We start from the raw sequence: 21,865 nt of genomic DNA, 5'->3' as shown, positions 1-21,865 counted from the left end.
CGTACTTCCTGTCTGTATCAACAAAATTGAAATCCCACAGTTGTAGAACATGTGTTCAACAACTGTTGAACGCATGTTCTATATATGTTGAACACATGTTCTACAGTTGTGGGACTATATTTCTGCAAAATTATTTTCCAACCTCAACAATAATTCTTCGGTAGCTTTTCAACTGATGCTCCCCATCGTCTGTTACTTCACAAATCACATGGAATGATTTCCCGGCTGCATCAGTCGGTATTTTAATTGTTGTGTAATTATGATCGCTGTTATCTATCTTAATAGTACCGGTATATGTTCCTGATTCCGGCATAATCCACCAATGGAATGAAAGCCGGTTATTATCTGGGTCGAATGATTTGGAAGCATCTAATTTGATAGTTTTACCCGTTTGAGTGTTGATTCGTATATTATTCATTCCCTTTTTCTTATTCACGATAACAACAGGATTACGGTTTCCCATTCCTTTATGAGCCCAATCCATTCGCGCAGCAAAATTGGCAAAGGTGGCCGGATAGAAATAGTTCTCGTATTTCTCGGAAATGCCCTTAGCAGGTTGAACGAAATTGGTATAACAAGAAGTAATGCCGTCTCTACTCATTCCCCACTCAAAATAACCACCCCAACCGGTTTGTCGTTCTGTATTGGGGTCGTTCAGGCCGTTGGGCAAAACGTGGAGAAATGATGGAGTATCTCCCTCCACACCCCATTTATAAGTAGGATAAACAGCCCCTAAGTTGCCATGCGTTTGTATGTGCTTGGCGTAATCCTCCCAATTCTTTGATCCTATGGCGTTTTGAGCAAGCCATGCGCTTTCGTCCCAAATAAAATAGAGGTCTTTACCAAATTCTTTCCGCATCCACTGGTGTGAACTGAATGCGAAATTCTTAGCATCATTAATGGAAACATCTTGGTCGGTAATGGTGTAGACACGGAGTTTATGCAAAATAGTTTTCAATTCCTTCTCACTACGTTCTTCTTTTACTTTCCAGAGGGCTTGTGCAAGCGTATTGGCTCCACCCCATGCCAATACCCACAAAGGACGGTCGTCCGCTTCGTCAAGCAACTGAATAATAAAATCACTACCCGCCGAATTGTTTTCTTTCCCTATTTTTGCTTGTCCTAATTCAAGACTACCCATAAAAGAGCGACTTTTCAAATACTCCACACTGGGCCAATATCCAATCTTCTGTTTCCCAGACTCTTTCTTTAAGGGCAAAAAAGAATGTTGACCAGAACGTTTTATTAAATTCGGCAAATCTTTTTCGTAAGCATTCGTAACTGTGGATAGGCTGTCTTTCCAACTTATCGGGTAGACGCGATCGCTGGTGTTCCATCCTCCCGATGTGATCACTGCCTCTATTTCGAACAGGTCGGCATGGACAAAAAGTCTAACCATTGATTCCATATCGTCTGGCTCCAAATCGGCTGGAGCGATGTCTGTCAGAACCACAATACGAGGTTTTAACGAAGAAGATCCGAAAACTGTTTTTTGTGCGGTTGCAGTGTACGTTAATTGCAGGAGAATAATCTGCAAACAGATGCATAATATGTGTTTTTTCTTCATGGTGATTATGGATGTTAAAAATTTGTGTAAATTTAGACCAGTTATTGAGATTAATCAGTCAATATTTTAGTTTAAAAATGTCGTTTTCCGAGAAATTAAAGAGTTTTGACAGTGAGCGAAAAGAGTTTACGCCTTATGGGTTGACTTGCGAATTGTGGCATACTAATATTATGCCTAAACCCGACAGGCATAATGAAATAGAGATAAACTACTTTCCTGAGAGTAGTATAACCTACCTGTTTCATGATCGCAAGATAACGATTCCTCCTAAAAAGCTGACATTATTCTGGGGGCTTATTCCCCATCAGATTGTTGATTATGAGCAAAATTCCCCTTATTTCGTCTGCACGATACCACTTTCCTGTTTTTTAGAATGGAAATTGCCTGCCTTGATTGTAGATCATGTTCTTAAAGGGAGAATCATAGTAGATCCTTCGAGCCAGTTTGCGCCGCATGATGAGTTTATGCTCGCAAATTGGCTAAGGGATATTAACCAATCCAACAATGTTTACTTGATATTACTTGAAATGCAAGCACGTCTTTTAAGAATGGCTAAACGTATTGATACCGAGAATAATTTCACCATATTATATGAGCATGAACCGAGTCTGATTGAACAAATGGCAATCTATATTACTCGAAATTATATGAATCCCATTCGTGTAGGCGACATAGGAAAAGCTGTTGGTCTTCATCCTGATTATGCCAATGCCATATTTAAGAAAGTATTTGGCTGTTCTATCTATGAGTATATCATTCAGGAGCGTATCACCCATGCTCAAAGAAAACTCGTATTATCTGATATGAGCATTAGTGACGTTGCGTTTGACTGTGGTTTTAATTCATTGAACCGTTTCCATGCAACATTTTTGAAAACCAACGGCTGTACGCCTCGTGAATACAGAAACCTGTACGCCGCTTCAGAAAAGGGAAATCCGTAAATCTTTCTGCAACATTAAAATCTTAGCTTTAAGTATAGACTTTTATTACTTTTTTGTTATCTTTGGTACGAAGCTGATAATGCTAAATTGTAATGTTATGAAAAGGCAGATTTTGATTGGTGTCATCATATTTTCTTTGTTAGGGTTTTGCTCTTGTACTACCTATTATTATTCGATGATTGGAAGCAATGATGTACAAGTGGTGAAGCAGACGAATGGTGACTTTGTGCAGGAGAATGATACGGTTTCTATTGCCTATTGTTTTTATGGAGAGGGTTTGCCTATCGAGATAACCATTCATAATAAGCTGGATGAACCTCTTTTTATGGATTGGCAACAATCGGCTTTGATTGTTGAAAATGTGGCAAATAGCTATGTAGGTCGTGATTTTTCGGTAGCCGGAGAGGTTTATAATGATACCTATTCTTACCGGGATTATTTATTTCCGGATGCCACTTATAATGAGGCGAACGGTACTTTTTCAGGTAGAACCTCCTTGCCCGAATGTGTAGCCTTTATCCCCCCACATTCTTTTATTAACAATACGCCGGTAACCCTTTCTAATTTAGGCTTTGAACATATTCCTAACGAACAGTATGCCAAGGAAACGTTTGAAATTCAAAATAATTCGATGAAGAAACTGAAAACGATACATTATACGGAAGATGATTCACCTTTGCGTTTCAGAAGCTACCTTACCTTATATACTGTGGATGAAAACGGGAAGAGAGGCCGCTCGATGCCCTTTGAACAAAGCTTTTACATTACCCAACTGATCAAAGCAGGCCATACGCCACCCAATTATTTCCGAGCCAATAACGAACAACGGGGCGACTTTTTCTACATCCGAAAAGAAAGCGTATCTACCATTGTTGTCATTACAGGGGTAGTAGCTATTGGCGTAGCCGGTGTAGCTATAGATGCTGCCGCTTCGCCAAGGCGCTATTAGCAGATCAGGCATCAGGCTGTTTTAACAGAATATAAACAATGCAAAATCTATTGAAGCTAAAGACCGTATCCTTAAATAAATATGCGGATACATTGATTATATTGGACCAGATGCAGCTTCCGGAAAAGGAAGTGTATCTGTATCTTACATCTCCGGAGGAGGTATGGGATGCTATTTATCAGTTGAAAGTGAGAGGGGCGCCTGCTATTGGAATTGCAGCAGCTTATGGAATATATGTTTGTTGCAGGCAGATAGAGACGGCTTCGTATGAGGTTTTTCTGAAAGAATTTCAAAAGATAAAAACGTATCTGGCAGGCTCGAGACCAACGGCTGTAAATCTGATAGCGGCTCTTGATAGGATGGAGCAAGTTGTATTATTACATGTAAATAAGCCGATTCCGGAGATAAAGCAACTCTTACGTGTAGAGGCGGAAAATATCAGAGAAGAAGATGCAAAAGCCTGTCGGCAAATAGGGGAGTATGGATTGTCGCTGCTTGAGCCGGATATGGGTATTCTGACGCATTGTAATGCCGGACATCTGGCTGTGTCGGAGTATGGAACAGCTTTGGCTCCCATTTATTTAGGGCAGGAGAGAGGTTATGGATTTAAGGTATTTGCAGATGAAACACGTCCCTTATTACAAGGTGCCCGGCTGACGGCTTATGAGTTGCAACAAGCCGGGGTGGATGTAACTTTAATTTGTGATAATATGGCCGCTTCGGTTATGCAAAAAGGCTGGGTGCAGGCTGTCCTTGTGGGTTGCGACTGTATTGCCGCAAACGGTGATGTAGCCAATAAAGTGGGAACTTCCGGCCTGGCCGTTCTGGCGGACTACTATCATATACCTTTTTATGTATTGGGGCCGACTACTACCTTGGATCGCTCTTGCCCCGATGGTCGTTCGATTGTTATTGAAGAAAGGAAGCCGGAAGAGGTAACAGAGATGTGGTATGCGCATCGCATGGCACCTGCTGACGTTAAGGTGTTTAACCCCGCCTTTGATGTAACTCCTCATTCGCTGATAACAGCAATCATTACCGAAAAAGGAATTGTTTATCCGCATAAAGGGGTGTATATTTTTGATTAAAGGTTGATTTCTTTCCGAAAAGTTTTGATTATCTCAAAACAATCAGTAATTTTGCTGCCCGTTTAAAGTTTGTAATTAATTCAGAATAAATAAAAAAGTAATAAAAAAACTTATGATCGTAGTTCCATTGAAAGAAGGCGAGAATATTGAAAAAGCGCTTAAGAAATTTAAAAGAAAGTTTGAGAAAACAGGTGTTGTTAAAGAGCTGAGAAGCCGTCAGGCATTTGCCAAACCATCAGTTTCAAAGAGAAAACAAATGATGCGTGCTGTTTATGTTCAGCAATTGCAGCAAGCAGAAGAATAAATATCCTCCTGAGTTTGTATTTTTGAATTCTATTTCCTATATTCGTTGCAGGGAATTAAAGTTGATGCAACGTGAATAGGTTGATTGATTCGTTTATAAATTATCTTCGGTATGAACGGAATTATTCTGATTATACTGTAATTTCATATTCTAAAGATTTAGAACAGTTTGAGGAATATGTAAAAGCGAATCATGAAGGATTATTTGAACCGGAAACGATTGATTCTGACATTGTTCGGAATTGGATCGTTTTTTTGTTGGATAAGAATCTGTCCCCCTCTTCTGTAAACAGGAAGTTGAGCTCTTTGAAATCATTTTTTAAATTTCTTATTAAGCAAAGAGTTGTTTCTGCCAATCCTTTGCGGCTCATAAACGGCCCCAAGAAGAAAAAAGCGTTACCCTATTTCATTCGGGAAGGAGAACTGGATTCTCTGCTGGATGGGAATAGCTTTGATGATGATTTTGAAGGGGTGAGAAACCGGCTACTGCTTGAATTACTTTATGATACAGGCGTGAGACGCTCCGAGTTGATCGGTATCAAGGATACGGATGTTGACTTTGATGCATCTTTGTTGAAAGTAACCGGTAAACGTAATAAGCAGCGATTAATTCCATTTGCAGAAAGGTTGAAAGATTTGATGCAAACATATATTAATGTGCGGAACGAAGAAGTAGGTTTATCCGGAGGATGGTTTTTTGTTCGTAAAAACGGCGAACAACTTTCCACCGGGATTGTTTATAATATAGTGAAGAAGAGTTTGTCGGATATATCTACACTGTCAAAGCGCAGTCCGCATGTGTTGCGACACTCATTTGCAACAAGTATGCTGAACAACGGGGCAGAGTTGAATGCTGTGAAAGAATTATTGGGACATAGCAGTTTGGCTTCTACCAGCGTTTATACGCATACAACCTTTGAGGAATTAAAAAAAGTGTATCATGCTCATCCCAGAGCTAAAAAAGAAGGAGGTTTTTATGGACATTAGAATTCAGTCGATCCATTTTGATGCTACCGCTAAGTTGGAAGCATTTGTTCAAAAGAAAGTAGCAAAACTTGAACAATACTTTGACGGTATTTTGTTGGCAGAAGTAACTTTGAAAGTTGTGAAGCCTGAAACAGCACAAAATAAGAATGCGTCTATAAAATTAAAAATCAAGAATGGAGAGTTGTTCGCAGAGAAGATTGGCGACACATTTGAAGAAGCAGTAGACGAGTGTGCGGAAGCATTATCCAAGCAATTACTTAAATTCAAAGAAAAAGCTCGGACTAAATAAAAAAAGCCAGAATATTTTTGGTAACTAAGAAATAATATCTAAATTTGCAGCCGTTTCGCCTTGTGACGAAGCGGTTGTTCTTTTATGTAGTGAATAAAATGCCTCTTTAGCTCAGTTGGCCAGAGCACGTGATTTGTAATCTCGGGGTCGTTGGTTCGAATCCGACAAGAGGCTCAACAAGTGTAAATCCGCTTGTGACAATAGGGCAGTTACCAGAGTGGCCAAATGGGGCTGACTGTAACTCAGCTGGCTTACGCCTACGGTGGTTCGAATCCATCACTGCCCACAACAAGCGAAAGGGTCACTTGTAAATTGCGGAAGTAGCTCAGTTGATAGAGCATTAGCCTTCCAAGCTGAGGGTCGCGGGTTTGAGCCCCGTCTTCCGCTCTTATTGCCTGTGTAGCTCAGCGGTAGAGCACTTCCTTGGTAAGGAAGAGGTCCCGAGTTCAAGTCTCGGCACCGGCTCTTTTTTTGAAAAGAAAGATTGCATAAAAGAATATGATCATTAATTAAATAAAGAACAAATTAAGTTATGGCAAAAGAACATTTTGACAGATCGAAACCCCACGTTAACATTGGTACAATCGGCCACGTTGACCACGGTAAAACAACTTTGACTGCCGCTATTACTACTGTATTAGCAAAAAGAGGTCTTTCTGAATTGCGCTCATTCGACTCTATCGACAACGCTCCGGAAGAAAAAGAAAGAGGTATTACTATTAATACTTCACACGTAGAGTATCAGACTGCAAACCGTCACTATGCTCACGTAGACTGTCCGGGTCACGCCGACTATGTTAAGAATATGGTAACTGGTGCTGCTCAGATGGACGGTGCTATCATCGTAGTTGCTGCTACTGATGGTCCTATGCCTCAGACACGTGAACACATCCTTTTGGCTCGTCAGGTAAACGTTCCTAGATTGGTTGTTTTCATGAACAAATGTGACATGGTTGACGATGAAGAAATGTTGGAACTGGTTGAAATGGAAATGAGAGAACTTCTTTCATTCTATAACTTCGACGGCGATAACACTCCGGTTATCCGTGGATCTGCCTTAGGTGGTTTGAACGGTGATCCTCAGTGGGAAGATAAAGTAATGGAATTGATGGATGCTTGTGATAATTGGATTCCAATTCCTCCTCGTGAAGTTGACAAACCATTCTTGATGCCTGTTGAAGACGTATTCTCAATCACAGGTCGTGGTACTGTTGCTACAGGTCGTATCGAAACTGGTATCATCAAAACCAGTGAAGAAGTTTCTATTATCGGTTTAGGTGCTGAAAATATGAAATCTGTTGTTACAGGTGTTGAAATGTTCCGTAAGATTCTTGACGAAGGCCAGGCTGGTGATAACGTAGGTTTGTTGCTTCGTGGTATCGACAAAAACGAAATCAAACGTGGTATGGTTATTACTCACCCGGGTAAAGTTCAACCTCACTCAAAAGTTAAGGCTGAAGTTTATATCTTGAAGAAAGAAGAAGGTGGTCGTCATACTCCATTCCATAACAAATATCGTCCTCAGTTCTACATCCGTACATTGGACGTAACAGGTGAGATCACTCTTCCTGAAGGAACTGAAATGGTAATGCCAGGTGACAATGTAACTATTACTGTAGAATTGATCTACCCGGTAGCTTGTAGCGTAGGTTTGCGTTTCGCTATCCGTGAAGGTGGTCGTACAGTAGGTGCTGGTCAGATTACAGAATTAATAGACTAATTCTACTATAAATTAAGTAGTCGGATTTAAACGTCCGACTACCCATACGGAAGTAGCTCAGTCGGTAGAGCACTGGTCTCCAAAACCAGGTGTCGGGAGTTCGAGCCTCTCCTTCCGTGCAAAAAAGAAAATCTATAGATTCAAATGAAGAAAATAATTAACTATTTTAAGGAATCTTATAACGAACTTGTATATAAAGTTTCTTGGCCTACAAGGATTGAACTTTCCAATAGTGCTGTGGTTGTCATGTTTGCTTCCCTAATAATTGCGGCATTGATCTTTGTGGTTGATATAAGCTTTGAAAACATTATGCGTTTTGTCTACGAGCGAGTATTTTAATTGGTGTTTTAAGGTAGTATATGTCTGACAATAATAAAAAATTTTATGTTCTGCGAGCCATTAGTGGCAAAGAGAATAAAGTTAGAGAATATCTTGAGACTGAATTAAAAAATACAGACTTGGGGGAATATGTATCGCAGGTGTTGATTCCTACTGAAAAAACTTTTACGATGCGTAACGGCAAGAAGGTGATGAAAGAAAGAGCCTACCTGCCGGGTTATGTATTAGTAGAAGCTAATTTAGTTGGTGAAGTAGCGCATCGGTTAAGAAACATTCCCAATGTAATAGGTTTTCTTGGCGGTTCGGAAAATCCAATACCTCTACGCCCAGCAGAAGTAAGCCGTATTTTAGGTACGGTTGATGAATTGCAGGAGCAACACGATGATTTGGATATCCAATACTACGTTGGTGAAAACGTAAAAGTTACTTTTGGCCCATTCAATGGCTTCAGTGGAGTGATTGAAGAGGTTAACGCTGAGAAAAAGAAACTGAAAGTGATGGTTAAAATCTTCGGACGGAAAACCCCACTTGAATTGGGTTATTTACAGGTAGAAAAAGAATAAGTATTTGCTTGTTACGGAGCAGTATTGAGTTCTTTTAAGTTTGATTTTATAATCAATAAATTTTAGAAAAATGGCTAAAGAAGTTGCTGGACAAATCAAATTACAGATTAAAGGAGGAGCTGCAAACCCTTCTCCGCCAGTAGGACCTGCCTTAGGTTCTAAGGGTATTAATATTATGGAGTTTTGCAAGCAATTCAATGCCAGGACCCAAGACAAGCCAGGTAAAGTATTACCTGTCATAATTACTTACTATGCTGATAAGTCTTTTGACTTTGTAGTTAAGACTCCTCCTGTAGCTATCCAATTAATGGAAGTAGCTAAATTAAAAGGAGGTTCTGCAGAGCCAAACCGTAAGAAAGTTGCGGAAATAACCTGGGATCAGGTAAAGACTATCGCAGAGGATAAACTTGTGGATTTGAACTGCTTTACTGTTGAAGCTGCTATGAAAATGGTAGCTGGAACAGCTAGAAGTATGGGTATCACTGTTAAAGGGACATTCCCGGGTAATAATTAAAAAAATCAATTGCGATGACTAAACTTACGAAAAATCAAAAATTGGCTTTAGGAAAAATTGAACCTGGGAAAGCATATACATTAAAAGAAGCTTCTGCATTAGTAAAAGAAATTACTACTACAAAATTTGATGCTTCTGTTGATGTTGATGTTCGCTTAGGTGTTGACCCCCGTAAAGCCAATCAAATGGTGAGAGGTGTGGTATCATTGCCTCACGGAACAGGTAAGCAGATCAGGGTTCTTGCATTATGTACTCCCGACAAAGAAGCTGAAGCGAATGAAGCTGGAGCTGACTATGTTGGATTGGACGAATATATTGACAAAATTAAAGGAGGTTGGACTGATATCGATGTTATCATTACGATGCCTTCTATCATGGGTAAAATTGGTGCTTTAGGTAGAGTATTAGGCCCACGTGGTTTGATGCCGAATCCAAAGAGTGGAACTGTTACCAATGATGTAGGACAGGCTATCAAAGAAGTAAAACAAGGTAAAATCGATTTTAAAGTAGACAAAACCGGTATTGTTCACACATCAGTAGGAAAGGTGTCTTTTACTCCTGACCAGATTCGTGAAAATGCAAAGGAATTTATTTCTACTTTGATTAAGTTGAAACCGACTGCTGCAAAAGGTGCATATATAAAGAGCATTTATCTTTCAAGTACAATGAGTGCGGGTATTAAAATTGACCCGAAATCAGTTGAGGAAAATTAATAAAACAATTGAACGATGAAAAAGGAAGATAAAAGCAAAATTATAGAACAACTTACTGCCACAATACAGGAGTATCCCAACTTCTATTTGACAAACATAGAAGCTCTTAATGCCGAAAAAACAAGTGCGTTGAGACGGGAATGTTTTAAAAAGGAAGTGAAACTGGTAGTTGTAAAGAATACCTTGCTTAAAAAAGCATTAGAAAATGTTGAAGGGGATTTCTCTCAATTGGATAGTGCTTTGAAAGGTAATACAGCTGTTATGTTTTCTCATGTGGCAAATGTACCGGCCCGCCTGATTAAAGATTTTACTAAAGCTGAAAAGAAAAAGGAAGAAGCTAAACCTCAATTGAAAGCTGCTTACGTACAGGAAAGCTTTTATATTGGAGCTGAAAACCTGGAGGCTTTGGTGAATATCAAGAGCAAAAACGAACTTATTGGCGATGTTATTGCTTTGTTGCAATCTCCGGCAAAAAATGTGGTTTCTGCTTTACAATCATCAGGACAAACAATTCTTGGAGTTTTGAAAACTCTGGAAGAAAGATAAAATTAAATTAAAAGATAAACAAATATTTAAATCATACAAAAATGGCAGATTTAAAAGCTTTTGCTGAACAATTAGTAAACTTGACTGTAAAAGAAGTTAGCGAATTAGCTACTATCCTGAAAGAAGAATATGGTATCGAACCTGCTGCTGCAGCTGTTGCTGTAGCTGGTCCTGCTGCCGGTGGTGGTGCTGCTGATGCTGCTGAAGAAAAAACTTCTTTTGATGTTGTTTTGAAATCTCCGGGAGCTAATAAGTTGGCAATCGTTAAATTAGTGAAAGAATTGACAGGTCTTGGCTTGAAAGAAGCTAAAGATTTAGTAGACGGTGCTCCAAGCAATATTAAAGAAGGTATTGCTAAGGCTGATGCTGAAGGATTAAAGAAAAGTTTGGAAGAAGCTGGAGCAGAAGTTGAGCTTAAATAGTATTATAGCCTGTTACAGGTAAATTTGGTTAAGAATCATCTATAAAAGTGATTCTTAACCTTTTTGTGTCTATATTTTCATTAAGTTCAATAAATTCCCAACTAAATGTCTTCAACAACTGGAAACCAAAGAATTAATTTCGCTTCGATAAAGAATTTACTCCCTTATCCGGACTTTCTCGAAGTACAATTGAAGTCATTCCAAGACTTTCTTCAACTTGACACGCCTCCCGAAAAGAGAAAAAAGGAGGGACTATATAAGGTATTTGCGGAAAATTTTCCAATAGCAGATACCCGTAATAACTTCGTATTGGAGTTTTTGGACTATTACATAGATCCACCCAGATATACGATTGAAGAATGTATTGCACGTGGACTTACTTATAGTGTGCCATTAAAGGCAAAATTGAAATTATATTGTACAGATCCTGATCATGAAGATTTTGATACTGTTGTTCAGGATGTGTATTTGGGTCCTATTCCATATATGACAGAAAGAGGTACTTTCGTTATAAATGGAGCGGAACGTGTTGTTGTTTCTCAGTTACACCGTTCTCCGGGCGTATTCTTCGGACAGAGTATACACGCTAACGGGACAAAATTGTATTCAGCACGTATTATCCCGTTCAAGGGCTCATGGATCGAATTTGCAACAGACATAAACAATGTAATGTATGCTTATATCGACCGTAAAAAGAAATTACCGGTAACTACCTTGCTAAGAGCTATTGGTTTTGAGAGTGATAAGGATATTCTCGAAATTTTCAACCTGGCTGAAGAGGTAAAGGTTACCAAAACAAATCTGAAAAAACTAATAGGCCGAAAGTTGGCTGCCCGTGTTTTGAAAACGTGGGTTGAAGACTTTGTTGACGAAGATACAGGTGAAGTTGTATCTATTGAACGTAACGATGTTATTATCGACCGTGAATCGGTATTGGATACAGATAATATTGAAGCGATCCTAGACTCGGGTACGCAAAATATTTTATTACATCGTGAAGATCAAAATCTATCCGACTATGCGATTATATACAATACACTCCAAAAAGACCCAAGTAACTCGGAGAAAGAAGCTGTATTATATATTTACAGGCAATTAAGAAATGCAGATCCTGCTGATGAAACAAGTGCCCGTGAAATTATTACGAATCTGTTCTTCTCTGAAAAGAGATATGATCTTGGGGAAGTTGGACGTTACAGAATAAATAAAAAATTAGGTCTTACAACAAGTGAAGAGATTAAGGTTCTGACGAAAGAAGATATTATTGAGATTATCAAATATCTGATTGAGTTGGTTAACTCTAAAGCTATTGTTGATGATATTGACCACTTGAGTAATCGACGTGTACGTACTGTAGGTGAGCAGTTGTATAATCAATTTGGTATTGGTTTGGCTCGTATGTCTCGTACAGTGCGCGAACGCATGAATGTGCGCGATAATGAGGTGTTTACTCCGATTGATTTGATTAACGCGAAGACAATTTCTTCTGTTGTTAATTCATTTTTTGGTACAAACGCATTGTCACAGTTTATGGATCAAACGAATCCATTGGCTGAAATTACTCATAAACGTCGTTTGTCTGCATTAGGACCTGGTGGTTTGTCCAGAGAGCGTGCCGGTTTCGAGGTGCGTGACGTACACTACACACATTATGGTCGTCTTTGTCCGATTGAAACACCTGAAGGACCTAATATCGGTTTGATATCTTCTCTTTGTGTGTATGCAAAGATTAGTGATTTAGGGTTTATTGCTACTCCTTATCGTAGGGTTATGGAGGGTGGCAAAGTTGATTTCTCGGAAGAAGGGCTGCAATATTATACTGCGGAAGAAGAAGAAAAATTGATGATTGCCCAAGGAAATGCTCCACTTGATGAGGATGGCAAATTTATACGGGATAGAGTAAAATCAAGATTGGAGGCAGACTTTCCACTGGTTACTCCGGCAGAAGTAGACTTGATGGACGTTTCTCCAACTCAGATTGCGTCTATTGCTGCTTCTTTAATTCCTTTCTTAGAGCATGATGATGCAAACCGTGCATTGATGGGATCTAACATGATGCGCCAGGCTGTTCCATTATTACGTCCGGAATCTCCTATTGTGGGTACGGGTATTGAAGGACAGGTTGCAAGAGATTCCCGCACGCAGATTCTTGCCGAAGGTGATGGCGAAGTTGTTTTTGTTGATTCAACTTGCATTAAGATTAAATATGACCGTACAGAGAATGAAGACTTTGTAAGTTTTGAAGATGCGGTTGAAACATACAATATTCCTAAATGGCGTAAAACAAACCAAAATACAACTGTCGATTTGCGTCCGGTTGTAGAACGTGGTGACCGTGTGAAAGCTGGTCAGATGCTTACGGAAGGTTATTCTACTCAAAAAGGAGAATTGGCTTTGGGGCGTAACGTTAAGGTTGCATACATGCCATGGAAGGGATATAATTATGAAGATGCTATTGTTTTGAACGAACGTATGGTACGTGAAGACTTCTTCACGTCTGTACATGTTGATGAATATATATTGGAGGTTCGCGAAACGAAGCGCGGTATGGAAGAGTTGACATCTGATATACCTAACGTGAGTGAAGAAGCAACCAAAGATTTGGATGAAAGAGGTATTGTTAGGGTAGGTGCTCGTATCGAACCAGGTGATATCCTTATCGGTAAGATTACTCCGAAAGGTGAATCAGATCCTTCCCCTGAAGAAAAATTGTTACGTGCAATATTTGGGGATAAAGCTGGTGATGTGAAAGATGCATCCTTGAAAGCAACACCTTCACTGAGAGGGGTAGTTATTGAAACCAGCCTCTTCTCTAAAGCTGTGAAGAAACGTAAATCAAGATTGACAGATAAAGCTATTCTTCCAAAACTGGATGAAGAGTATGAACAGAAAATGGCAGACCTGAAGAACGTACTTGTTGAGAAGTTAATGGTATTGACAAGTGGAAAAGTTTCTCAGGGTGTGAAAGATTATATGAACCTGGAAGTTATTCCTAAAGGAGTGAAGTTTACCCGCAAGGAGTTGGAAGGTTTGGATTATAATTCTGTTCAGGTTAGCAAGTGGACTACTGATCAGTCTAAAAATGATTTGATAAAAGAAGTCATCCTGAACTATTTGAAGAAATACAAAGAACTGGATGCTGATTTGAAGCGTAAGAAATTCGACCTTACAATTGGAGATGAGCTTCCAACCGGTATTGTTCAGATGGCCAAAGTCTACATCGCTAAAAAGCGTAAGATACAGGTCGGAGATAAAATGGCAGGACGTCACGGAAATAAAGGTATTGTTTCCAAGATTGTTCGTCAGGAAGATATGCCGTTCCTTGAAGATGGAACTCCGGTAGATATCTGTTTAAATCCTTTAGGGGTGCCTTCTCGTATGAACCTGGGTCAGATATTTGAAGCTGTATTAGGTTGGGCAGGCAAGACATTAGATGTGAAGTTTGCGACGCCTATTTTTGACGGTGCTTCTATGGACGACCTGAACAACTGGACGGACAAAGCCGGAATTCCCCGTTACGGAAAAACATACTTGTATGACGGTGGTACCGGTGAGCGATTTGACCAACCGGCAACTGTTGGTATGACATACTTCCTGAAACTCGGTCACATGGTTGATGATAAGATGCATGCCCGTTCTATCGGACCGTATTCATTGATTACTCAACAGCCGTTAGGAGGTAAAGCACAGTTTGGGGGCCAGCGTTTCGGAGAAATGGAGGTTTGGGCTCTTGAAGCATTTGGTGCAGCTCATATCTTGCAGGAAATTCTCACGATTAAATCAGATGATGTAATCGGACGTTCCAAGGCTTACGAAGCAATAGTAAAAGGTGAACCAATGCCGAATCCAGGTATTCCGGAATCACTGAACGTATTGCTGCATGAATTAAGAGGTCTTGGCTTGAGTTTTACGCTGGATTAATTCAATAACTCTTTATAAACAAACAACATGGCTTTTAGAAAAGAAAATAAGATAAAGAGTAACTTTTCAAAAATTACAATTGGCTTAGCTTCACCGGAAGAAATCTTGGAGAATTCAAGTGGTGAAGTTCTGAAGCCTGAGACTATCAACTATCGTACATATAAACCAGAACGGGATGGTTTGTTCTGCGAGCGCATTTTTGGTCCTATTAAAGACTATGAGTGCCATTGCGGTAAATATAAACGTATTCGCTATAAGGGGATTGTGTGTGATCGTTGCGGTGTAGAAGTTACGGAAAAAAAGGTTCGTCGGGAGCGTATGGGGCATATCCACTTGGTTGTTCCTGTGGCTCATATTTGGTATTTCCGTTCTTTGCCCAACAAAATTGGTTATTTGTTAGGAATACCAACAAAAAAACTTGACTCAATCATTTATTACGAACGATATGTCGTTATTCAACCGGGGCCGATTGACACCGTTGCTGAGTTGGACTTGTTGTCGGAAGAAGAATATTTACAGATATTAGATAATCTGCCTAAAGAAAACCAACTGCTGGAAGATACCGATCCTAACAAATTTATTGCAAAGATTGGTGCAGAGGCAGTATACGACTTGTTATCTCGTTTGGATTTGGATACTCTGTCTTATGATTTACGTCATCGGGCTAGCACAGATACTTCCCAGCAACGTAAGAATGAGGCGTTGAAACGTTTGCAGGTAGTAGAATCATTCCGTGCGTCCAGAGGTCGCAACAAGCCGGAATGGATGGTTGTCAAGGTTGTACCGGTTATTCCGCCGGAATTGCGTCCGTTAGTACCCTTAGATGGTGGGCGTTTTGCTACATCAGACTTAAATGACTTGTATCGTCGTGTTATTATTCGTAATAACCGTCTGAAAAGACTTATAGATATTAAAGCTCCGGAAGTAATTTTGCGTAATGAAAAACGTATGCTTCAGGAAGCAGTCGATTCATTGTTTGACAACTCGCGCAAGTCAAGTGCCGTGAAGACAGACGCAAACCGTCCATTGAAATCTCTATCAGATAGTTTGAAAGGAAAGCAAGGACGTTTCCGTCAGAATTTGCTGGGTAAACGTGTTGACTATTCTGCTCGTTCGGTAATTGTTGTTGGACCGGAATTGAAGATGCATGAGTGTGGTATCCCTAAAGATATGGCAGCCGAACTGTACAAACCATTCATTATTCGTAAGTTGATTGAACGCGGTATTGTCAAGACGGTTAAATCTGCGAAGAAAATTGTAGATCGTAAAGAGCCGGTTGTTTGGGATATTTTGGAATATGTAATGAAGGGTCATCCGGTATTACTTAACCGTGCCCCAACATTGCACCGTTTAGGTATCCAGGCTTTCCAGCCTAAATTGATAGAAGGTAAGGCTATTCAGTTACACCCATTGGCATGTACTGCATTTAATGCGGACTTTGATGGTGACCAGATGGCTGTTCACTTGCCATTAGGGAATGAAGCTGTCCTAGAAGCGCAGATGTTGATGCTTGCTTCTCATAACATTTTGAATCCGGCCAATGGTGCTCCTATTACTGTTCCTTCTCAGGATATGGTACTTGGGTTGTATTATATCACCAAGCTGCGTTCGGGAACGAAAGGTGAAGGCTTGATGTTCTACGGTGTGGAAGAAGCTATTATAGCCTATAATGAAGGAAAAGTAGATATCCACGCTCCGATAAAAGTATATGTGGAAGTTCTCGAAAATGGAGAATCCGTTAAACGAATGATAGAAACTTCTGTTGGTCGTATAATGGTAAATGAGTTCGTTCCGGAAGAAGTTGGTTTTGTTAATGAACTTCTGGGGAAGAAATCGCTTCGTGATATTATTGGCGAAGTAATTAAATCTTGCGGGGTTGCCCGTACAGCTCAATTCCTTGATGATATTAAGAACCTGGGTTATCAGATGGCCTTCAAAGGCGGTTTGTCCTTTAATTTGGCAGACGTACTTATCCCGGCTGAAAAAGATAAATTAATAAAAGAAGGTTATGAAGAAGTGGATCAGATACTGAATAACTACAGTATGGGATTCATTACGTTTAATGAACGTTATAACCAGATTATTGATACATGGACACACGTTAACAGCCGTTTGTCTGAAATTCTGATTAAGCAGCTTACAGCTGATAATGACGGATTCAACTCTGTGTTCATGATGATGGATTCCGGTGCTCGTGGTTCTAAAGAACAGATCCGCCAGCTTTCCGGTATGCGTGGTTTGATGGCAAAACCTCAGAAGAGTGGTGCAGAAGGTGGACAGATTATTGAAAACCCGATCCTTTCTAACTTTAAGGAAGGTCTGTCGGTATTGGAATACTTTATCTCCACTCACGGTGCTCGTAAGGGCTTGGCTGATACGGCTTTAAAAACTGCCGATGCAGGGTATTTAACACGTCGTTTGGTTGACGTATCACATGATGTGATCATCAATGAAGAAGACTGTGGAACTTTACGTGGATTGGTTTGTACGGAGTTAAAAAACAACGAAGAAGTTATTGCTTCTCTGTATGAACGCATTCTGGGACGTGTTTCTGTTCATGATATTCAACACCCGCTTACAGGCGAATTGATTGTTGAATCAGGTGAAGAAATACGTGAAGATGCAGCCAAGAAGATTCAAGAATCTCCAATAGAAAGCGTAGAAATCCGTTCGGTACTTACTTGCGAATCCAAGAAGGGAGTTTGTGCAAAATGTTATGGTCGTAATCTGGCTACTGGTCAGATGGTTCAAAGAGGTGAGGTTGTAGGTGTAATTGCTGCACAGTCCATTGGAGAGCCTGGTACACAGTTAACATTGCGTACGTTCCACGTTGGGGGTATTGCTTCAAATATTGCTACGGAAAGTAGTATTGTTTCAAAATACGATGGTATCCTGGAAATTGATGAGTTACGTTCTGTTGAAACTGTAGACGTAACAGGCAAGCTACACCAAGTGGTTGTAAGCCGTCTGGCTGAAATGCGTATCGTTGATCCGAATACAAAAATTGTATTGCTGACTCATAACGTACCTTATGGTTCTAAGCTGTATTTCAATAACGGAGATACAGTAAAGAAAGGGGATACGATTATCGAATGGGACCCGTTCAATGCTGTAATTGTTTCGGAAGTAGCCGGTAAGATAGAGTTTGAAAGCGTTATCGAAGGTATTACTTACAAGGTTGAAAGTGACGAAACGACAGGTTTGAAGGAAAAAATTATCATCGAACCGAAAGATAAAACAAAAGCTCCGGTTGTTCATATTATAGATGGAGAAGGAAACCATTTGAAGAACTACTCACTACCTTTAGGTGCGCACGTTGTGAAAGAAAACGGCGATACTGTAAAAGCTGGGGAAGTGTTGGTTAAAATGCCTCGTGCCGTTGGTAAAACGGGTGACATTACCGGAGGTCTTCCTCGTGTAACCGAATTGTTTGAAGCTCGTAATCCGTCTAATCCGGCGGTAGTAGCTGAAATCGATGGAGAGGTTGGTTTCGGTAAGATCAAACGTGGTAATCGTGAAATCACAGTAACTTCCAAACTGGGTGAAGTGAAGAAGTATATGGTGTCTTTGTCAAAACAACTTTTGGTTCAGGAAAACGACTATATCCGTGCGGGTATGCCGTTGTCAGATGGAGCTATCACTCCTTCGGATATCCTGGCTATTAAAGGTCCGACAGCTGTTCAGGAATACATTGTAAATGAAGTACAGGACGTATATCGTTTGCAGGGTGTGAAGATCAACGATAAACACTTTGAGGTAATTGTACGCCAGATGATGCGTAAGGTAGAAGTGGTTGATCCGGGTGATACTCGCTTCCTGGAACAACAGATTGTAGACAAACTGGAAGTTATGGATGAAAACGACCGTATCTGGGGCAAGAAAGTTGTTGTAGATGGCGGTGATTCTCAGACCTTGCAGGCCGGACAGATTGTTACGGCTCGTAAACTAAGGGATGAGAACAGTATGTTGAAGCGTCGTGACTTGAAGACTGTTGAAGTGAGGGACGCTGTTCCTGCTACTGCTAATCAGATACTTCAAGGTATTACACGTGCCGCTTTGCAGACGAACAGTTTTATGTCGGCTGCTTCTTTCCAGGAAACAACGAAGGTGCTGAACGAAGCTGCAATCAACGGAAAAGTAGACCGTCTGGAAGGTTTGAAAGAAAACGTTATTTGCGGTCACTTAATTCCTGCCGGTACCGGTCAGCGTGATTTCGACAAGCTGGTAGTTGGTGCTAAAGATGAGTTCGAACGTATCTATGCAAACCGCAAGAATGTTGTCGAACTTAATATGATGGATAAAGTAGTTGATAAAAGGGAAGATTAATCATACCTTTTTCAGATAAAATAAAAGGCTGCTATTTCAAAATGGCAGCCTTTTTTATATCCTGTTGTAATAGAAAAGAGCGTAGCATTTACTATATTTGTAAGTAGTTTATATCAATCCTTGAGTGGGTTATGGTTTGTTTTTATGAGTCAGATAGACGTATTACAGGAAGTTACATCGCTTTCACCGGAAGATTGCTTTCTGGTGATGCAGCGGAATAAGCAAAGTTTCGCTTATCCCCCTCATGTACATCCGGAATTTGAATTGAACTATCTTGAAAATGCTTCAGGAGCGATTCGTGTGGTTGCTGATTCGATAGAAGAAATCGGCGATTTAGACTTACTTCTTATCGGAGGCGGAACAACACATGCATATTCCAATCACACATGTAAATTTGAGAATACGGTAGAAATTACGATTCAGTTTCATCGTTCTTTATTTGATAGCCTGATTAATAAGAGGCATTTTAAAACCATACGGAATATGTTTGATAATGCTGCTCATGGCTTGGTTTTCAGTAAGGATACAATTCATCGTATCCAGCCGGAGTTAAAGATGTTGTCCAATAATGATGAGACCAATTCTTTCCGGAATCTATTGCGCTTGTTGGATATACTCAAATCTTTGTCTTTAGATACAAACGCACGACGCCTGAATACATTAAATAATGTAAATAATTTTAAGGATCAGGATAACGACCGCTTGAGTATGATCATGTTGTTTTTGCATGAAAACTATCAGCGCTCGATTACATTAGCAGATGTAGCCAATCTGATAAATGCAAGTGAATCTTCCGTTACTCGTTTTTTGAAGAAGTGGACGGGGAAGACCTTTATTGATAATCTGAACGAGATCCGTATATCCGGCTCAATTAGCCGATTGATTGAGACTAGTGATACGATCTCTGAGATCTGTTATAAAAGCGGATTTAACAATCTGTCTAATTTCAATCGTATATTCAGAAAAAAGAAAGGGGTAACCCCAACTGAATATCGGGAAAGGTACGCACGTAGCCGCTTCAAAATATAAAAATTAACTTTTGAGGCAAAAAATGACGAATTTGTATCATTTATTGAGTAAATAGTATTTGGTGGTTCTTATGAAACCTCCTACATTTGTGATAACATATAATAACAATTAGCACTTAATTATATGTCCTTAATTTAAATGCCAGAAGTAATAGTGATTTAAATTAAATAATAAAAATATTTTTTACATTGGTCTAAAGAATTGAGAATTAAAAACACAACTGGAAAGCGGTTGCCTGCGAAGGTAGCCGCTTTTATTATACCTGTGTTTTTTAGGGATACTTTAAGGGAACCGTCAGGGACAAAATTAGCTCAAATAGGGGGCTTTTTTGTGTGATAAACGCTCCAAAAAGGGTGTTTTTGCATCATAGAAGTTCCAATTGCTAATATGAAGAGGAAAAAAGAAAGAAAGCCTAAATGTATGACAATTGGATTGAAAACCAAACCACTATGTTTTTTTATAAGACCATTTTTGGCATCTTAAAAGCATAGATATGTGTACCCTTGTGTACCTTAGTGTACCCTTTTACTATATAGTATAGAAAACATGTTCCTTGTTCCTCTATTATAATTTTGAGGAACGAGGAACATGTTTTTTATACCTCATATAGGAAAAGGTACACAAGGGTACACAAAGGTACACATAAGAAATAGTCAAACCGTTAATAAACAGCTGTCTGGGAAATCCATACAACTTGTCCTTCGTCCTCATTCACGACTTATTGTTGCGCACACACGACCTGTTTTTGCCCATGAACGGCCTGTTTTTACGCATCTTCAAAGAGGTAGTTGTTCCTTTTGTTTAATTATGGTATCTTTGTTTATCATTAATTCTTTAATAAAGATAAGGCATGGAAAGCAAAAATAATAATAATCAGACAAATGAAATACAAGTAGAACTTGCTGAAGATATGGCTCAGGGAACCTATGCTAATCTGGCGATCATAGCGCATTCTTCATCAGAGTTTATCATTGACTTTATTCGTGTAGTGCCGGGGGTACCAAAAGCCAAGGTGAAGAGCCGCGTGATCCTGACTCCCGACAATGCCAAGCGCCTATTATATGCTTTACAGGATAATATTGCCAAGTTTGAACAGCAGGGAGGTAACACATCCGGTCTAGATGGATTTATCCCCCCTATCGGAGGTATTAAAGGTGAGGCTTAATCAACCTTTCAGCTGCAAAACAAAATATCCTGTAGCTCATTGAACTACAGGATAAAATTACTGGAAATGTTTTCTTGCGTTTTCTTTATGATGTAATAAGAGGACGCCATCTTGTCCCATCCCAGACATACAATCCCGGTTTGATACCAAGACTGTGGTTTGTATTTATATTATACACAAATAGGCCAATCAATTCTGTGGCTTTACCAGTCGCTTCGTTAATGTCCGATAGCGAAGTTAGAGTTGTAAGCTTAACTCTTGGCATTCCCAAGCCCTTATTCGAGGTAGAGTTGTCTATGCTCGGATTTGCCGGATTTCTTTCTTTCAGATCCAGCAATGCACCTTTGTTTGGCTCTAATCCCGCTCCGATAGTTACTTGAGCATTAACACCTGTACCTAAAGCCAGGGCAAATAGGAAAGCTAAACTGAAAACAATTGTTTTTGCTAATTTCATCTGTTTCATATATATATTAATCTAATTAA

At 39.7% G+C, this 21,865-nt stretch carries 19 protein-coding genes and 5 tRNA genes; 22 read left to right on the top strand and 2 right to left on the bottom strand.

Going from position 1 to position 21,865, the window contains the following annotated elements:
- Window positions 1–130 precede the first annotated feature (130 nt).
- Window positions 131–1,567, bottom strand: a complete 1,437-nt coding sequence (locus M2470_RS09560; protein ID WP_280744722.1) for a DUF1593 domain-containing protein — start codon at window positions 1,565–1,567, stop codon at window positions 131–133.
- Between the two features lie 170 nt (window positions 1,568–1,737).
- Between M2470_RS09560 and M2470_RS09555 the strand changes: the two genes are divergently transcribed.
- The 22 genes from M2470_RS09555 to M2470_RS09450 all read left to right on the top strand — a co-directional run bounded on the left by M2470_RS09555 (window position 1,738) and on the right by M2470_RS09450 (window position 21,382).
- Window positions 1,738–2,508: a helix-turn-helix domain-containing protein gene (locus tag M2470_RS09555; protein ID WP_280744723.1), complete on the top strand. Its 771-nt coding sequence runs from the start codon at window positions 1,738–1,740 to the stop codon at window positions 2,506–2,508.
- Between the two features lie 97 nt (window positions 2,509–2,605).
- Window positions 2,606–3,457, top strand: coding sequence for a hypothetical protein (locus tag M2470_RS09550; protein ID WP_280744724.1), 852 nt, complete (start codon window positions 2,606–2,608; stop codon window positions 3,455–3,457).
- Window positions 3,458–3,495: 38 nt separating this feature from the next.
- Complete coding sequence (gene mtnA, locus M2470_RS09545; RefSeq protein WP_280744725.1) at window positions 3,496–4,545, top strand: S-methyl-5-thioribose-1-phosphate isomerase; 1,050 nt, start codon at window positions 3,496–3,498, stop codon at window positions 4,543–4,545.
- Between the two features lie 112 nt (window positions 4,546–4,657).
- Window positions 4,658–4,849, top strand: a complete 192-nt coding sequence (gene rpsU, locus M2470_RS09540; RefSeq protein WP_280744726.1) for a 30S ribosomal protein S21 — start codon at window positions 4,658–4,660, stop codon at window positions 4,847–4,849.
- Between the two features lie 71 nt (window positions 4,850–4,920).
- Window positions 4,921–5,835 (top strand): tyrosine recombinase XerC, encoded by a 915-nt coding sequence (locus M2470_RS09535; RefSeq protein ID WP_280744727.1) that lies wholly within the window; start codon window positions 4,921–4,923, stop codon window positions 5,833–5,835.
- On the top strand, window positions 5,825–6,124 hold the full coding sequence (gene raiA, locus M2470_RS09530) for a ribosome-associated translation inhibitor RaiA (protein ID WP_280744728.1): 300 nt from the start codon (window positions 5,825–5,827) through the stop codon (window positions 6,122–6,124). Before M2470_RS09535 ends, raiA begins: the two co-directional genes overlap by 11 nt.
- 100 nt (window positions 6,125–6,224) lie before the next feature.
- A tRNA-Thr gene (locus M2470_RS09525) sits at window positions 6,225–6,298 on the top strand.
- Between the two features lie 29 nt (window positions 6,299–6,327).
- Window positions 6,328–6,410, top strand: a tRNA-Tyr gene (locus M2470_RS09520).
- A gap of 28 nt (window positions 6,411–6,438) precedes the next feature.
- Window positions 6,439–6,511, top strand: a tRNA-Gly gene (locus M2470_RS09515).
- A 6-nt stretch (window positions 6,512–6,517) separates the two neighbouring features.
- Window positions 6,518–6,589, top strand: a tRNA-Thr gene (locus M2470_RS09510).
- A gap of 67 nt (window positions 6,590–6,656) precedes the next feature.
- Entirely contained in the window at window positions 6,657–7,844 is a 1,188-nt protein-coding gene (tuf, locus tag M2470_RS09505) for an elongation factor Tu (protein WP_280744729.1), read from the top strand.
- A 46-nt stretch (window positions 7,845–7,890) separates the two neighbouring features.
- A tRNA-Trp gene (locus tag M2470_RS09500) sits at window positions 7,891–7,963 on the top strand.
- 25 nt (window positions 7,964–7,988) lie between these two features.
- On the top strand, window positions 7,989–8,183 hold the full coding sequence (gene secE / locus M2470_RS09495) for a preprotein translocase subunit SecE (RefSeq protein ID WP_280744730.1): 195 nt from the start codon (window positions 7,989–7,991) through the stop codon (window positions 8,181–8,183).
- A 20-nt stretch (window positions 8,184–8,203) separates the two neighbouring features.
- Window positions 8,204–8,746 carry a transcription termination/antitermination protein NusG gene (nusG, locus tag M2470_RS09490; protein ID WP_280744731.1) on the top strand — a complete coding sequence of 181 codons (543 nt, stop codon included), beginning with the start codon at window positions 8,204–8,206 and terminating at the stop codon, window positions 8,744–8,746.
- A gap of 70 nt (window positions 8,747–8,816) precedes the next feature.
- Window positions 8,817–9,260 carry a 50S ribosomal protein L11 gene (rplK, locus tag M2470_RS09485; protein WP_280744732.1) on the top strand — a complete coding sequence of 148 codons (444 nt, stop codon included), beginning with the start codon at window positions 8,817–8,819 and terminating at the stop codon, window positions 9,258–9,260.
- A 14-nt stretch (window positions 9,261–9,274) separates the two neighbouring features.
- Window positions 9,275–9,973: a 50S ribosomal protein L1 gene (gene rplA, locus M2470_RS09480; protein WP_280744733.1), complete on the top strand. Its 699-nt coding sequence runs from the start codon at window positions 9,275–9,277 to the stop codon at window positions 9,971–9,973.
- 15 nt (window positions 9,974–9,988) lie between these two features.
- Entirely contained in the window at window positions 9,989–10,519 is a 531-nt protein-coding gene (gene rplJ, locus M2470_RS09475; RefSeq protein WP_280744734.1) for a 50S ribosomal protein L10, read from the top strand.
- Between the two features lie 41 nt (window positions 10,520–10,560).
- On the top strand, window positions 10,561–10,941 hold the full coding sequence (gene rplL, locus M2470_RS09470; protein ID WP_280744735.1) for a 50S ribosomal protein L7/L12: 381 nt from the start codon (window positions 10,561–10,563) through the stop codon (window positions 10,939–10,941).
- A 105-nt stretch (window positions 10,942–11,046) separates the two neighbouring features.
- Window positions 11,047–14,862, top strand: a complete 3,816-nt coding sequence (rpoB, locus tag M2470_RS09465) for a DNA-directed RNA polymerase subunit beta (RefSeq protein WP_280744736.1) — start codon at window positions 11,047–11,049, stop codon at window positions 14,860–14,862.
- A gap of 27 nt (window positions 14,863–14,889) precedes the next feature.
- Window positions 14,890–19,188 carry a DNA-directed RNA polymerase subunit beta' gene (gene rpoC / locus M2470_RS09460; protein WP_280744737.1) on the top strand — a complete coding sequence of 1,433 codons (4,299 nt, stop codon included), beginning with the start codon at window positions 14,890–14,892 and terminating at the stop codon, window positions 19,186–19,188.
- 144 nt (window positions 19,189–19,332) lie between these two features.
- Window positions 19,333–20,217 (top strand): AraC family transcriptional regulator, encoded by an 885-nt coding sequence (locus tag M2470_RS09455; protein WP_280744738.1) that lies wholly within the window; start codon window positions 19,333–19,335, stop codon window positions 20,215–20,217.
- 850 nt (window positions 20,218–21,067) lie between these two features.
- Window positions 21,068–21,382, top strand: coding sequence for a DUF3467 domain-containing protein (locus M2470_RS09450; RefSeq protein WP_280744739.1), 315 nt, complete (start codon window positions 21,068–21,070; stop codon window positions 21,380–21,382).
- An 85-nt stretch (window positions 21,383–21,467) separates the two neighbouring features.
- On the opposite strand, the gene M2470_RS09445 is transcribed toward M2470_RS09450, so the two are convergent.
- Window positions 21,468–21,845: a hypothetical protein gene (locus tag M2470_RS09445; protein ID WP_280744740.1), complete on the bottom strand. Its 378-nt coding sequence runs from the start codon at window positions 21,843–21,845 to the stop codon at window positions 21,468–21,470.
- Window positions 21,846–21,865 lie beyond the last annotated feature (20 nt).

Origin of the sequence: Parabacteroides sp. PH5-46, assembly GCF_029892785.1 — a bacterium.
GTDB lineage: Bacteria > Bacteroidota > Bacteroidia > Bacteroidales > Tannerellaceae > DFXE01.
Note: the sequence above shows the minus strand (reverse complement) of the source record. Positions and strands in the feature narration are given on the sequence as shown.

What these genes read in the sequence shown, in the direction of transcription:
- nusG (WP_280744731.1), top strand. Translation starts at nt 8,204, where the DNA reads ATGTCTGACAATAATAAAAAATTTTATGTTCTGCGAGCCATTAGTGGC.
- M2470_RS09455 (WP_280744738.1), top strand. Translation starts at nt 19,333, where the DNA reads ATGAGTCAGATAGACGTATTACAGGAAGTTACATCGCTTTCACCGGAA.
- rplA (WP_280744733.1), top strand. Translation starts at nt 9,275, where the DNA reads ATGACTAAACTTACGAAAAATCAAAAATTGGCTTTAGGAAAAATTGAA.
- tuf (WP_280744729.1), top strand. Translation starts at nt 6,657, where the DNA reads ATGGCAAAAGAACATTTTGACAGATCGAAACCCCACGTTAACATTGGT.
- M2470_RS09445 (WP_280744740.1), bottom strand. Translation starts at nt 21,845, where the DNA reads ATGAAACAGATGAAATTAGCAAAAACAATTGTTTTCAGTTTAGCTTTC.
- M2470_RS09555 (WP_280744723.1), top strand. Translation starts at nt 1,738, where the DNA reads ATGCCTAAACCCGACAGGCATAATGAAATAGAGATAAACTACTTTCCT.
- M2470_RS09550 (WP_280744724.1), top strand. Translation starts at nt 2,606, where the DNA reads ATGAAAAGGCAGATTTTGATTGGTGTCATCATATTTTCTTTGTTAGGG.
- rplL (WP_280744735.1), top strand. Translation starts at nt 10,561, where the DNA reads ATGGCAGATTTAAAAGCTTTTGCTGAACAATTAGTAAACTTGACTGTA.
- mtnA (WP_280744725.1), top strand. Translation starts at nt 3,496, where the DNA reads ATGCAAAATCTATTGAAGCTAAAGACCGTATCCTTAAATAAATATGCG.
- M2470_RS09450 (WP_280744739.1), top strand. Translation starts at nt 21,068, where the DNA reads ATGGAAAGCAAAAATAATAATAATCAGACAAATGAAATACAAGTAGAA.
- secE (WP_280744730.1), top strand. Translation starts at nt 7,989, where the DNA reads ATGAAGAAAATAATTAACTATTTTAAGGAATCTTATAACGAACTTGTA.
- rplK (WP_280744732.1), top strand. Translation starts at nt 8,817, where the DNA reads ATGGCTAAAGAAGTTGCTGGACAAATCAAATTACAGATTAAAGGAGGA.
- rpsU (WP_280744726.1), top strand. Translation starts at nt 4,658, where the DNA reads ATGATCGTAGTTCCATTGAAAGAAGGCGAGAATATTGAAAAAGCGCTT.
- rplJ (WP_280744734.1), top strand. Translation starts at nt 9,989, where the DNA reads ATGAAAAAGGAAGATAAAAGCAAAATTATAGAACAACTTACTGCCACA.
- M2470_RS09560 (WP_280744722.1), bottom strand. Translation starts at nt 1,567, where the DNA reads ATGAAGAAAAAACACATATTATGCATCTGTTTGCAGATTATTCTCCTG.
- raiA (WP_280744728.1), top strand. Translation starts at nt 5,825, where the DNA reads ATGGACATTAGAATTCAGTCGATCCATTTTGATGCTACCGCTAAGTTG.
- rpoC (WP_280744737.1), top strand. Translation starts at nt 14,890, where the DNA reads ATGGCTTTTAGAAAAGAAAATAAGATAAAGAGTAACTTTTCAAAAATT.
- rpoB (WP_280744736.1), top strand. Translation starts at nt 11,047, where the DNA reads ATGTCTTCAACAACTGGAAACCAAAGAATTAATTTCGCTTCGATAAAG.